The organism is Pseudomonas coronafaciens pv. oryzae str. 1_6 (assembly GCF_000156995.2).
Taxonomy (GTDB): domain Bacteria; phylum Pseudomonadota; class Gammaproteobacteria; order Pseudomonadales; family Pseudomonadaceae; genus Aquipseudomonas; species Aquipseudomonas tremae.
The window spans coordinates 3018553-3031295 of the sequence record NZ_CP046035.1 but is presented as its reverse complement, the minus strand read 5'-3'; the positions used below and the strand labels follow the sequence as shown (position 1 = coordinate 3031295).

Sequence of the window (12743 nt, the reverse complement as noted above, 5' to 3'; positions counted from 1 at the left end):
CAATAAAAAAATAGCGGGTCACCGCACGTTTCTTTTACTGCTTGAGTTTTATCCGGTCACTTCATAGCCAGATCCTGAAATTCAAGGAGCACTCCATGAGTAACGTTCCGTCCTCCGTAACACCCGGCCGCCTGAAAAGCCTGGTCTTCGGCGTTTATTTTCTTGCCTTGCTGATGATGGCGCTGTTTCCGCCTTTCTACCTCAGCGTCAGCGGCAGTACCGTCGTGGTGCTCGGTATCCCGCTGCCGATCTTCTACTGGATTCTTATCGCCGTGCTGATGGGTTTAGGCCTTTGGATGCTCTACGTGGTCGAGTCTCTGACGGGTGAAATCCCGGAAGAGGGGGGCGCGCAATGATCAGCACGACGACGGTTTCGGACCTGTACATCACCTTCGGCCTGATAGGCGTTTTTCTGGCAGGCATGATCGCTGTGCTGTACGCGACGAATCGCAAGAGCGACAGCTTTTCCGATTACGCAGTAGGCGGGCGCTCCTATGGGCCTTGGTTCATCGCCATGTGCTACACCAATTCATGGTGGCCAGGCGCAACCTTCACGGCGTTCTTTGCCTTGTCCGTCGGCGGTGCGCTGGGTTTTTACGGGATGGTCTATGCCACCTTGGGCGTCACGGCGATGTACCTGATGGCCAATCGCGCCTGGACCTGGGGCAAGCGCTTCAACCTGACCACACAGCCGGACCTGCTGGGTATGCGCTTCAACAGTCCGGTGGTCAAACGTATCGCCTCGATCATCGGCATCATCTCGGTATTTCCATGGGTGGTCATGGGTATCCAGGCCCTCGCAACCCTGTTTCAATTCGCCAGTTTCGGCCGCTGGGGCGTCACCACCTGCTTGCTGGTCGGGGTCGGGGTGATCCTGATTCGTCAATACTGGACTGTGAGCATGGGCATGCGCGGGCTGATCATGACCGACATGTATCAGGGGCTGATCGCCTACGTGCTGTGCGCAGCCTTGTGTATCTTTCTCATGTTCGGTGATCAGGCGTCGTTTTCGAACCTCTCGCAACTGCCCGCCAGCATGCTGATGATCCCCGGGGGGGCAGGCAGCACGTACGGGCCGCTGTACATGTTCAGCCTGATCTTCACCGGCGTCATCGGTTCGATGTGCTGGCCCATGAGTTTCCAGCGCATTTATACCGCCAGCGGTGTGCGTTCCGTGAAGAAGGGCACGGTGCTGACCATTCTGCTGGTGGGTGGTTTCTACGGCATTCTGATGCTCTTCGCGGCAGCCATCAGCCAGGACCCGAGCGTTGCCGCGCATCCGCAGCATGGCTGGTTCCTGTCGCTGTTCGATATCGGTGGGCCGTGGTTGCTGGCCGTGGCAATCATGATTGTTCTGGCCGCCAGTATCGGCCACGTCGATGGCTGTGTTCAGGTGTGCGGCACCCAGTTTGCCAACGATCTGGCGACCTGGAACAAACCCCGCACCGACCGCGAGAAAACCATATTGGCCAAGGTCGGCATGGTGGTATTCATCGCCGCAGCCTCGCTTCTGGCTTACCTGACGTTCGACTATGCTCGCCTGCAATTGCTGGCGCAGATCTCCTACCAGGGCATTATTCAGCTCGCTGTGCCGCTGTTCTTTGGCGTTTTCAGTCGCCGTGGCAATAAGCAGGGCGCGATTGCCGGAATGCTGGTCGGGATCGTGACCGCCATCGTGCTGACCACGCTCTACCCAGACGACATCCCGGCGCTGGGTTCGCTGACCAGCGGCATCGTCGGCCTGATCTTCAATGCTGGCGTTTTTGTCGTGTGTGCTGTTGCGATCAAGCCGAGCGCGGATGAAGTCAGACGTGTCGACGAGCTGTTTGCGATGGCTGCACCGCAACGCCGACACGTGAGTGCAGCTACTGCAATGAGCTGACACTGGCCGTGCGCCGAGGTCGATTCGCCAGCAGCGCTAGCCGCTGGCGTCGAGACCTGCGTCGATAAAGTCCACAGCGGCTGCCAGTGGTCACGCAGCAGCTAAAGCCTGCCTTGTTCGCGCAGCAGGTCACCGATGCGCTCGATTTCCTGTTCACCCTGAATGAGCGCTGCCTTGCTGGTGTGCACCGAGTAGTAGCCTGTGACCAAGTCATGGGGATGCTTGATCGCCGATCCCAACACAAAGCAGGTCGGTCCTTTCGCCACGAAATCGATGGGCCGGTCCGACTCTTCGAAAACGGCCAGTTCGCCCGCACCGATCGGGCCGCCAGCGTCCAGGTGTCCGCTGCTGACTGCCAGCCAGCCAACGGTATGGCCTGCTGGTGGTGTGTAGCGCCAGTGCTCGCCATCCTTTAAATGCACGGCCAGGTAATTCATGCCTGCCGGTGACGGTATGCTGCTTTGAGCCTTGCCATAACGCCCCAACAGCACCTGCGCCGGACCTTCCTGTGCCACCTGCGAGGCAGCCAGGTAAACACTGTTTGCCGGGCCGTTCTCCTGCGCTGCGGGTAACGCTATCCACAATTGAAAGCCGGTTATGGCTGTGCTGCCGGCAGGTTGGGCATCGTGCCACACCCCGTTACCTGCGCTCATCCATTCCACGCCGCCGCTCGGTAGCAGCCCTGATTTACCAGTTGTGTCTTCATAGACAATTTCGCCCCCGAGCATATAGGTCACCGTTGCAATGCCGGAGTGCGGGTGCATGCCAAAGCCCTTTTGCCCCGGTTCGGATTTGAAGCCGAACTGGTCGAGAAAAACGAAAGGCTTCAACTGTTGACCCAGATCGCCCGGGCTCATCAGTCGAGTGATCGGCCCCCGCTTTTTGCCAAGGGTGCGACGAGTAATAGCGCGGGGCTGGATGGCAATGATGCTGTTCATGGGGCTTTTCCTCCGGACTTTATGCCTGAGCGCACAGCATAAGCGTCTGTGGATTGGCTTATTAGTCGGTATAGTTGGCTTGAACTCATCCGTAAATAGAAGGAATCAAAGTGTGGTGCCGGATCTGAATGATATCGCGCTGTTTGTTCAGGTCGTGCGCAGCGGCAGTTTCGCGCAGGCGGCGAGGCATCTGGGTATGCCTTCCAACACCGTCAGCCGCCGGGTTCAGGAACTCGAAGTACAGCTCGGTACGCGACTGTTGCAGCGGTCCACGCGCAAGTTGACGCTGACCCAGGCGGGTGAAGACTTTTACGGGCGCTGCACAGACGCGGTGGACGGCCTGATGGATGCAGCCGAGCACCTTGTTTCAGGGCGCGAAGAGCCCAGCGGGCGAGTCCGTATTGCCGCGACGGCGGACTTTTTCGATTTTTTTTCGATGGACTGGGTGGCCGATTTTCTCGCCCGATACCCTCGTGTACAGCTTGAATTCGTGCTCAGTGACGAACGCGCCGACCTGATCGCTGACCGGCTGGACATCGCCTTCAGGGGCGGCCCGCTGCTGGATTCGGGATACGTGGGGCGGCAGCTGATCGACGAAGCGCGGGACGGGATGGTCGCCAGCCCCGCCTATATAGCGACCCACGGCGTGCCTGATTCTCTGCAAAGCCTGCAACACCATTACTGTGTCAGTGCTGTACATCCCGGAGGGGCCAGCGGCTGGCGTCTGCTCGGGCCTGACGCCAGGATGCATGACGTGCAGATCGCCAGTCGGTTCACCGCCAACACTGCTCAGGCCTTGCGCAAGGCCGCACTTGCAGGGCTGGGTATCGCATTATTGCCGGCGCCCTTGATTCGTTCCGATCTGCGCGATGGATTGCTGGTGCCGATACTTGCGCAATACCAGCGCACCAGTCACGGCCTGCACGTGCTTTACCCCAGTCGACAGCAGTTGCCCTTGGCGGTTTCAGCGTTTATCGAGATGGTGATGGAGAAGCTCGAGACCAAAGCGTTTCCTGCGCAATGAGCGCTGATCGGGCACGCTTGTTTAAATGTCGGGAAAGGTCAGGACGCCCTGGTCCGGCGTCCTGTGGTGCTTAAAGGCAACGAGAGGATGACTGCTGTGTCCAGCTTTGAGCGGTGGCAGCGATCTTGTCGGCCAGTTTAGATACGGCTTTCTGGTGAGCCACGATGAGGTTCTCCATGCCTGCGCCGGCCTGTTCGCGGATCACGCTGCTGCAGGTCAGGCTTTTTCGCTTGCTGCCAGCAATTGCGCCGCCCTCGCGCAGCCCCAGCGTCCACACCACATCGATCAACGCATAATTGCCTGGCATCGACTCGAAGCGCCTGACGTCAGTGCGGATGGAAAGCACCGGCTGGTCAGCGCTCTTCGGCAGACCGGCCATGTCCCGGCTGCCGAAGCGACGCTCCAGTTGCGGCGTCAACGCATCATGAAACTCGTCGCCCAGTGGTGAAGCCCAGCGTTCGGTGTCAAGGATCGCCAGGCTGCCGTTGCCCTGGCGAACCACCAGCGGCGGCTGGTCGACCTGCACGGCCATCAGCACGGGAAGCATTTCAAACTGGAAAGGCATGGGCCTGGCTGCGGAAGCCTCGGTCTGGCCCATGGGCGCAATCAGTGTGTAGTAGTGAGTCTGCGTCGAGGTGCAGGCAACCAGTCCCAGCGTCATGGCCAATACCGTCAGTTTCAGGGGCAAGGTCATTGTTTTGGCTCCGGATCAATGGCTCGGGACGAGGAGGGGGCGTTGAACGAACGTGGGGCGGCATCGCCGGTACGACCACGAATCAACGACTCTGGATGGCGGCTGAGGAAGTCTGTCAGCACCCTGACCGACCGCGCAGTGCGTTGTACTTCGTCCAGTGCCTGGCCCAGTTGCTGGCGTGCTGGCGAGTCTTCGGCGAACGAATCGTTGGCAGTCCCCAAGGTTTTTTCAGCCTGTTGCAAGGTGCCGCGCATTTGCGGCAGTACGCTGCTATTGACCTGTTTGAGGGTTTTTTGCAGCTCGCTCAGTGTGCCATTGAGGTTGCCCGCCAATTGGTCGATTGGCAGTTTACTGAGCTTCTCTACGAATGCCTGCAACTGCTCCTGCAGCTTGTCGAAGCTGCCAGGCACGGTCGGGATCTCGAGCGGGCGAGCCTTGGCGTTGAACGCCACCTTCGGCGCCTTCGGATCGAATTCCATCGCGATGTACAGCTGGCCGGTCAGCAGGTTGCCGTTGCGCACCTGAGCACGCAGGCCATTGGCAACAAAGGCGCCCAGCACTCTGGCCGACTGCTCCTCTTCGTCCCCCGAGCCGCCGAGCTCCTGTAACTTAGACTCGGCTGCGCCCAGACGCTTGGGATAGATCACTGCGCCTACGATGCCCGGGAAGGTCTTGGTCGCCGGATCGTAATCCAGATCGACCGACACCACCTTGCCGATGTTGACGCCCAGGAAGTCCACCGCGGCATTGACCGTCAGGCCACGCAGCGACTGATTGAAACGCATGCGGATGTAACGTGGCTCGCCATCCGGAGGCGCCATTGCAGTGGTTTGATCATCGAAGATCTTGAATTCGGCATTCTCGTCGGCCAGCTTGGCATCCGGGCTCCAGTTGGGTTCGCGGAAGGCGATCCCGCCGGAGATGATCGAGGTCAGGGACTGGGTATTGACCTTGACGCCCGATGCGCCGACCGTGATGTCCACGCCACTGGCGTTCCAGAAGCGGGTATCGGTGGTGATGTATTGGTCGTTCGGCGCGTTGATGAAGATTTGTACGTCAACCCCGCGGCCATCCTTGGACAGCTCATAGGCGACGACCTGGCCAACCTGAATCCGTCGGTAATAAATAGGCGAGCCAATGTCCAGCGAACCCAGGTCATCGGTGTGCAGGATGAAACGCTTGCCCTTTTCACCGAACGTCACTGGTGGAGGTGTTTCCAGGCCGGTGAAGCTGTTTTTGGTTTCTTCGGAGCTGCCTGCATCGGCGCCAATGAATGCGCCGGAAAGCAAGGTATCGACGCCCGACACGCCGTGCGCACCAATGCGCGGACGCACCACCCAGTACTGGCTGTCTACTCGGGTAAAGGGGGTGGCGCTGGTATTCAGTTCGATGGTCGCCAGCACGTGAGTGCGGTCTTCGCTGAGGCTGATTTCCGTGACCATGCCGATGACCACATTCTTGTACTTGACCTGAGTCTTGTTGGCCTCCAGGCCCTCTGCGGTCAGGAAGCTCACAGTGATTCGCGGCCCGATATTCATCCAGTCGTGAAAGGCCATGGACAAACCGATGATCGCTGCGATGATCGGCACCAGCCAGATCAGCGAGACGCGCAGGCGACGACGTTTGACTTCAGGCCGTGGCACTGAAGCAGACGGTGGGAGGGTATTGTCAGACATCTTCAACCTCTGCGTCCCAGATAAGCCGGGGATCGAAACTCATGGCGGCGAACATCGTCATCACCACTACCAAGCCAAAAAACAGAATACCGATTCGCGGCTCGATGGTGCTGAGCTCGCGAAACTGAACAAGAGACGCCACAAGGGCTACAACCAGCACATCGAGCATCGACCAGTAGCCGATCAGTTCGATGAACCGGTAAAGGCGCGCACGTTCGCGCATGGCCCAGGTGCTGCGGCGCTGACAGGTGATCAGCAGCATGGCCAGGACCAGAAACTTGATACAGGGCACCAGCACGCTCGCGACAAAGATCAGGATGGCGATGTCCCAGGAGCCGCTTTCGAAAAACTCGATCACACCGCTTATGATGGTGCTTTCGCTGCGGTTGCCCAGCAGGTTGGTGTACATCACCGGCAAGACATTGGCCGGAACGTAGAAAATCAGCGCAGCAATCAGGTACGCCCAGGTGCGGGTAATGCTGTTGGGCTTGCGCCGATGCACCGGCGAGTCACAGCGCGGGCAGCGCGTGGCGTCTTCCTGGCAGGCGTAGCCGCAGGTATGACACAGGCACAGTTTGTGTTCGTGGGCGAAAGGGATGCCATTCATTCAGGCTTTACTCCCAGTTCATCCCAAAGCCGCCGGATATCCTTGTTGGCGATCAGTAGAATCAGCACCATCAGCATGGCCATCGCCCACAGGCCTACGCCGGGGTGAACATCGAGCATGCCGGACAATTTGATGATCGCCACCAGGATGCCGAGCATGCACACCTCAAGCATGCTCCACGGCCGCAGATGCTCCAGGGCGCGCATGCAGGTTCTGAAACCGGGCGCGATGATGCCACGCTGCGCATGCACCAGCACCCAGAACAGCAGCACGATCTGCAGCAACGGCGCGAAGATGATCGACAGGCCCGCGACCAGCGCAATGAGGGTGATCCGCCCCTGTGCCAGCGCCTCGACCGACTGCCAGAGCGTGACCTCGTTGGTCAGGCCCTTCATGCTGATACTGATCACGGGGAAAAAGTTGGCAAAAACGAAAAACATGGCCGCGGCGAGAGTCAGCGCCAGCAACTGTTCGATGGTCATTCGCCGACCACGACCGAGCAGGGCTTCGCAACGAAGGCAGAACGCAGCTTCGCCCGGTTTCAGCGGCTGGGCTTCGTACAGCGAATCGCAATGCTCGCAGATAATCAGACCGGTTGAGTGTTCAGTAGGATGCACAGTGCTCATCGACGCCATGGGTGCAGAGGTAAAGGGTGAGGGTGCGAAGCACGAAAAGATACCTCGTTAATGGCGTTTTGTAGCTTTTATTTTGTACCGCCCGCGCCAACTGGCGGTACAAACCATTGACCGCGATCGGGGGAGGTGGTTCAGATGTCATAGCGCCATTATTTCATGGTCGTTATTTCATGAGAATAGCAATACGAGGAGTTAGCCTGTGCCCTTCACAAACCGATGAAGGGCACAGGTCATTATCGCGTCGTCTGCCTAGAGCTTGCCGGGTTTGACACGCTGTTTCAGAAACCCCAGCAATTGGCGGGCTGAAGCGGGTACGTTGTGTTCATCGAAGGTCATGCAGATTTCCTGAGCCGTGTCTTCGATGGTGATTTCATACTGATTCAAGTCCCGCGCCTCTTCGTTGAAGGCGCTGCCTGATTTATTCAGGCCGCTGTCACTCACCAGTTGCTGCAACTGCCGAGCTTCTGATGGGTCCAGCGTTTCAGTATCGACCTCACATCGTTTTACCGTGCCTGCAAAACCGCCTGACTGGACTAGACAGACCTTCATTTTATGCACCTTTCTGGTTAGACCTGACCCTCAAGCCTGTTCCTCATACCTTGACCCCGACTTCTTTCCAGGCCGCTTTCACGGCTTTTTTGGCGTCTGGACCAAAACGTGGGTCTGCGGCGATTTTCAGGCTGGTTTTGGCGCAATCGACGAACTGACTGTCCGATTTCAGCGCCAGCATCGTTTCATACCAGATTCTGCCTGCAACTTCCCAGGCATTTCCGCCGAGTGCCTTGGCAACCAGCACGAAAGCACGGTTGGGAATGCCCGAGTTGATGTGTACGCCACCCCGGTCCTTGGCACCTGTGTAAAGGTTGGCCATTGTTGCCGGTTGTGGATCGTCCCCCAGGTCCGGGTCATCTGTGTACGCCGTGCCCGGGTTTTCCATGTCGCGGATACCGCGGCGGGTCGGCGCGGGCACCAATAGCTCCTTGCCGACCACCCAGTCCGATTCAGTGGCGCTGGTGCCTTGTTTCCACTGGCGTACCAGCATGCCGAACACATCGGCAAAGTGCTCGTTCAAGGCCCCGGACTGACCGCGGTAGTCCAGGTTGGACGTGAAACTCTGCACGCCGTGGGTCAACTCATGGCCTATTACCTCAAGGCTGCCGGTGAAACGCTTGAAGACCAGATCGTCGCCATCGCCATAGGCCATCTGGCTGCCATTCCAGTAGGCATTGCTGAGGGGGACGTGTTCGCCGTTGAAGTCCACTTCGGCGACGTGAACGGTCGACACCAGTGACATGCCGCTGTCGTCCAGCGAGTTACGCTCGAACAGCTCGGCATAAAAGTCGTATACATCGCCGGAGCCGTCGTAAGCCTCGTCCGCCGCCTTGTCGCCCGTTGGCGCTTGGCCCTCGGTGCGGACAACGGCACCGGGAAGGTCGTCAGTCCCCTTTGCGTCATGAATTTCGCGATGTTTTCGGCCGTCAGGGGATTTTACTGCGTGCATGGACGGCATGGTCCTGGCGGTGAGGCGAGAGGCGAGGAATGCCGAGCTGCTCGTCAGGTTGGCAATGGCCCGGGTGCTGACCAGGGGCTGGGGGGATCGCGCCATACGCTCCAGCATATAAGGCGGAATGAAACAATGCAGCGGGTTTCGGTCGCACATGATGAACTCCTGTACTAATGCACCGATGGCAGCACGCCACCGATCAACATGGTCGCAGAAGGTTTGACACCTCATGTATCGTTTATATGCAAAGAAATATCCGATTACATGATTACCAATGCCCTATAAACCAGCCTTGGTGGCGAGAGCCCGCGTGGCCGGGGTTTTGTGTCGCCAGGCGCAAGCTGCGACACCTCGACACAGTCGCTCAACACCGCGCGCGAGAATGCTAGACTCGCGCCACTTCAGACGAGGAGCAGACTCACGTGCGCAAGACGGTAATGATAATGGCGATACTGGCGTTGGCTGGATGCGATGCAGGCAGCTCTCGTGCGCCAGCCAGAGAAAAAGCCCAGGACGCGGCAGTGACTGCTCCGGTGTCCGCGCCGCAATGGTTCATCCAGATGAACTCGCGCGAAGCGGTAAGCGATACCAGTGCCTGGCTGCTCGAGCGCAGCTATGCGCCAGTCATCGTGGACATAGACGGTAAACAGCAATTGTTGATCGGACCTTACGAAAGCCAGGCCCAGGCCGAAGAGCAACGTGAAGCGCTGCAGGCCAAGGTGAGCAAATCCCATCGGTTCGCAGAACCTTCAGTGGTGCAACACACCCGGTAATAGCTTCAGCCGACGCTGCTCGGGTCACGCCAGATATTTATTCAAGCAAAAAAACGGGCCTGTGATCAGGCCCGTTTTACGTATCAGCGGGGTGCGTCGATCAACGGCGACCCAGCAACAGCCCTACCACCAGACCAAAGCCGGCAGAAATGGCGACGGTCTGCCAAGGATGGCCACCGATGTACGTCTCGGTCGCTTCGACCACAGGTTTGGTGCGGTCGCGCACGCTGGCCATCGAGTCGAGTGCCTGCTTCAGTTTGACGCTCAGCTGTTCGCGCAGCGTTTCAGCTTCTTCGCCCACCAGTGCAGCGCTTTCCTTGAGCAGCTTGTCCGATTCCTCGATCAGTGCCTGAAGATCACTGAATGCCTGATCCTTGATTTGATCGGCGTTGTATTGAGCTGAGGTCTTGCGAGCCATGGCATTTTTCCTTTCAAGTGATGGCAATAGTGATAAATGGAGTCTCACTTATCCTGAAAAGTTGCAATTGCTTGAATGACCCGACGCAAGACTCTGCAAGAGAAGCCCGTTACGGGTGTAAGATGCAGCCGTTTTTAGCCGTAGGTGACTGTCATGAGCTTCAATCTGGCCAACCGGCCGCTGCCTGAACGTACCGCTCTGGAAGACGAAAAATCCCGCTTGTTCGACCTCTGGCAGAGCAACCTGGGAAAGGCCAAGGGGGAGGCTGCACGCCTGATGGGCGAGCGCGCCAAGCGCAAGGGTAAATGGTCTGAGTGGGTGCGCTCCGAGCTGGACACAATGAGCCCTCCGGAGTACGCCAACATGGTTCGCAGTGAAGTGAATCGTTTAGTGGCGGCTGCCAGGTAGTCGAGTGTCCTGGCTGACTCTCGCGCCAATGCACCGGCTGGAGAGTCAGCAGGTTTTGTACAACGCCAGGCATGGAGCGCAAAAACAATCATTATTGCTATTTGAACCCCGTTTTCAGGGGTCATCAGGCCTGTTGAGATATTTGATGGCCGAAGCCAGCGCAAGATTTACCCAAGGCAGCGTAGCGCGTCATATTGCCGTGACTGCCAGCACCAGTGCCGTCAGCCTGTTTGCAGTGTTCCTCGTGGATATCCTGACACTGGTCTACGTCGCGATGCTCCACGATCCGGTCTTGCTGGCGGCCATCGGCATTGCCAAAGTATTGATGTTTTTCAACAGTGCCCTCGCCACTGGCCTGATCATCGCAGCAACAGCCGTACTTTCCGAGCGCATTGGCCACCGTGCTGCCGGGTCGATCCCGAGGCTCACTGCCAGCCTGCTGCTGATGGTGTTTGCAGTCTGCGCCGTTTCTGCAGGCGTGCAGATAGCGCTGATCGGCCCAATTACAGGCTGGCTCGGTGCCGAAGCGGCCACTTATGACGCCGCGCACAGCTTCATCTGGTTGACGCTGCCGTTTACGGCGATTCAGGCCGTCATGCAGATGTCGGCACAAATGCTCAGGACTTCCGGGGATAACAATCGGGCGTTATGCGTTGTGCTGTCAGCCGCAGCCACATTGGCGGTTGCCGACCCGTTATTGATCTTCGGGCTCGACTTGGGCCTCAAGGGCGCAGGCATTGCGTTTGCGCTGTCCGCCTGCGTTTCTGCATCGTTGGGCGTGTATTGGCTGCGACAGCGAACAGGGCTGGTGCTGACGCGCAACCTCAAACTGTTTCGGCTCCATGCCGTGCGCACGTTCAGGATTGCCCTGCCAGCGATGGCCGCCAACCTGGCGACACCTGTTGGGCTGGCGTACTTCGTGGCTTCGTTGTCGGCATTCGGTACCTCGGCCCTGGCTGCCATGGCGGTGCTGGACAGGGTTGTGCAATTTTCCTATTGCGCATTTTTCGCGTTGCCTGGTGCCCTGGCCCCTGTGTTGGGGCAAAATATCGGGGCGCAACGGGATGATCGTGTCAGTGCGGCAATCGTCTTCACGCGCAAGCTGGTGATTTGCTACGGTCTGGCGGTGTGGCTGCTGCTGGTGCTGTGTGGCGGAATGATCGCCGATCTCTATCAGCTTGAGGGCGACGCGCGGGCTCTGTTCCTTGCCTTTTGTCATTTTGGCGGAGGGTTGTGGGTGCTTATCGGGCTGGATTTTGTTGCCATCTCGGTATTCATGACCATGAACAGGTCGTGGTGGGTGCCGGTTTTCGCCTGGCTCAGGGCTACAGCAGGTACAGTGCCCTTCGTTCTGGCAGGCATTCACTGGTTTGGCAGCAGCGGTGCGTTCCCCGGGATGCTTGCCGGCAATGCGATCATTGCACTGATATCGATCGGCACCGCCTCGCGGACGGCAAAGCGTTTTTTCACCGGCAGGGTCCAGGCAGCAAGCACCCGGGCATATTGAATCAAGGCGTAATCAGGTTTTTATGGTCATCGAAGAATCAGGGAATGAATCCGAAGCGGCAACTGCGCCCAAGCGGCGCCGGGCGCCCAAAGGCGATATGCGTCGAAAGGCTTTGCTGGATGCTGCCACGGTGGTGTTCGCCAGAGATGGCTACTCAAGTGCGTCGATGCGCGAAGTCGCGCTGCTTGCGGGAATCACGACGGTCGGGCTGCTGCATCACTTTCCCAACAAGGAAGCGTTGCTCAGTGCGCTGCTGGAGCGTCGGGATCAGCGGGTGACGTCAAGGTTTCAGGACCTGACCACCGAGCTGACGCTGGAAGGGTTTCTGAAATTTCTCAAGCTGAGCATGAGCTTCAGCATCGAAAATGCTGATGAATGCCAGGCTGCATTGCTGATGAATACCGAAAGTCTTTCACCTGCGCATCCGGCCTGGTCGTGGCACCGCGAGCGCTTTCACATGACCCACGAGCATGCACGCGGCCATTTGAATGCGTTGATAGAGGCAGGAGAGGTGCGTGCGGACATCAATGTGAAAGCCATGGCTCAGGAAATATTTTCAGTCATGGACGGTTTGCAGATCCAGTGGCTGAGAAGTCCAGAAGACGTAGATGTCATGGCTGTCTTCGATATTTATGTGCAGCGTCTGGGAAGGGATATCAAGGCTCTTCCCTGAGCCT

At 58.4% G+C, this 12743-nt stretch carries 15 protein-coding genes; 7 read left to right on the top strand and 8 right to left on the bottom strand.

Annotated features, from left to right (window positions below):
- The first annotated feature begins 95 nt into the window (after positions 1-95).
- Together POR16_RS13685 and POR16_RS13680 are read left to right on the top strand one after the other, a co-directional pair.
- Positions 96-356, top strand: coding sequence for a hypothetical protein (locus POR16_RS13685; RefSeq protein WP_005894028.1), 261 nt, complete (start codon positions 96-98; stop codon positions 354-356).
- A complete protein-coding gene (locus POR16_RS13680; RefSeq protein WP_005894030.1) occupies positions 353-1882 on the top strand; it encodes a sodium:solute symporter family protein in 1530 nt (509 codons plus the stop codon). Before POR16_RS13685 ends, POR16_RS13680 begins: the two co-directional genes overlap by 4 nt.
- Positions 1883-1983: 101 nt before the next feature.
- Here POR16_RS13680 and POR16_RS13675 read toward each other — a convergent pair whose 3' ends face one another.
- Complete coding sequence (locus POR16_RS13675; protein WP_005894032.1) at positions 1984-2820, bottom strand: pirin family protein; 837 nt, start codon at positions 2818-2820, stop codon at positions 1984-1986.
- Between the two features lie 112 nt (positions 2821-2932).
- On the opposite strand from POR16_RS13675, the gene POR16_RS13670 reads away from it, so the two are divergent.
- Complete coding sequence (locus POR16_RS13670) at positions 2933-3844, top strand: LysR family transcriptional regulator (RefSeq protein ID WP_005894033.1); 912 nt, start codon at positions 2933-2935, stop codon at positions 3842-3844.
- A 70-nt stretch (positions 3845-3914) separates the two neighbouring features.
- On the opposite strand, the gene POR16_RS13665 is transcribed toward POR16_RS13670, so the two are convergent.
- The 6 genes from POR16_RS13665 to POR16_RS13640 all read right to left on the bottom strand — a co-directional run bounded on the left by POR16_RS13665 (position 3915) and on the right by POR16_RS13640 (position 9116).
- Positions 3915-4538 carry a PqiC family protein gene (locus POR16_RS13665; RefSeq protein WP_005894034.1) on the bottom strand — a complete coding sequence of 208 codons (624 nt, stop codon included), beginning with the start codon at positions 4536-4538 and terminating at the stop codon, positions 3915-3917.
- Positions 4535-6214: a PqiB family protein gene (locus tag POR16_RS13660; protein WP_024669388.1), complete on the bottom strand. Its 1680-nt coding sequence runs from the start codon at positions 6212-6214 to the stop codon at positions 4535-4537. The genes POR16_RS13665 and POR16_RS13660 overlap by 4 nt, the downstream gene beginning before the upstream one ends.
- Positions 6207-6821: a paraquat-inducible protein A gene (locus POR16_RS13655; protein WP_005894039.1), complete on the bottom strand. Its 615-nt coding sequence runs from the start codon at positions 6819-6821 to the stop codon at positions 6207-6209. Before POR16_RS13655 ends, POR16_RS13660 begins: the two co-directional genes overlap by 8 nt.
- Positions 6818-7447 (bottom strand): paraquat-inducible protein A, encoded by a 630-nt coding sequence (locus POR16_RS13650; protein ID WP_005894042.1) that lies wholly within the window; start codon positions 7445-7447, stop codon positions 6818-6820. The genes POR16_RS13655 and POR16_RS13650 overlap by 4 nt, the downstream gene beginning before the upstream one ends.
- 258 nt (positions 7448-7705) lie before the next feature.
- Positions 7706-8005 (bottom strand): protealysin inhibitor emfourin, encoded by a 300-nt coding sequence (locus POR16_RS13645; protein WP_005894044.1) that lies wholly within the window; start codon positions 8003-8005, stop codon positions 7706-7708.
- A 43-nt stretch (positions 8006-8048) separates the two neighbouring features.
- The gene (locus POR16_RS13640; RefSeq protein WP_005894047.1) at positions 8049-9116 is read right to left on the bottom strand and encodes a M4 family metallopeptidase; all 1068 of its coding nucleotides are present in this window, start codon (positions 9114-9116) and stop codon (positions 8049-8051) included.
- A gap of 266 nt (positions 9117-9382) precedes the next feature.
- Between POR16_RS13640 and POR16_RS13635 the strand changes: the two genes are divergently transcribed.
- Entirely contained in the window at positions 9383-9733 is a 351-nt protein-coding gene (locus POR16_RS13635; protein WP_005894049.1) for a hypothetical protein, read from the top strand.
- Between the two features lie 100 nt (positions 9734-9833).
- Here the strand turns inward: POR16_RS13635 and POR16_RS13630 are convergent, their stop codons facing one another.
- Complete coding sequence (locus POR16_RS13630) at positions 9834-10151, bottom strand: ElaB/YgaM/YqjD family protein (protein WP_005894051.1); 318 nt, start codon at positions 10149-10151, stop codon at positions 9834-9836.
- A 153-nt stretch (positions 10152-10304) separates the two neighbouring features.
- Between POR16_RS13630 and POR16_RS13625 the strand changes: the two genes are divergently transcribed.
- The 3 genes from POR16_RS13625 (at position 10305) to POR16_RS13615 (ending at position 12739) form a co-directional block, all read left to right on the top strand.
- Entirely contained in the window at positions 10305-10559 is a 255-nt protein-coding gene (locus POR16_RS13625; protein ID WP_005894053.1) for a hypothetical protein, read from the top strand.
- 145 nt (positions 10560-10704) lie between these two features.
- Positions 10705-12066, top strand: a complete 1362-nt coding sequence (locus POR16_RS13620; protein ID WP_024669386.1) for an MATE family efflux transporter — start codon at positions 10705-10707, stop codon at positions 12064-12066.
- 22 nt (positions 12067-12088) lie between these two features.
- Positions 12089-12739, top strand: coding sequence for a TetR/AcrR family transcriptional regulator (locus tag POR16_RS13615; protein WP_005894058.1), 651 nt, complete (start codon positions 12089-12091; stop codon positions 12737-12739).
- The last annotated feature ends 4 nt before the right edge of the window (positions 12740-12743 follow it).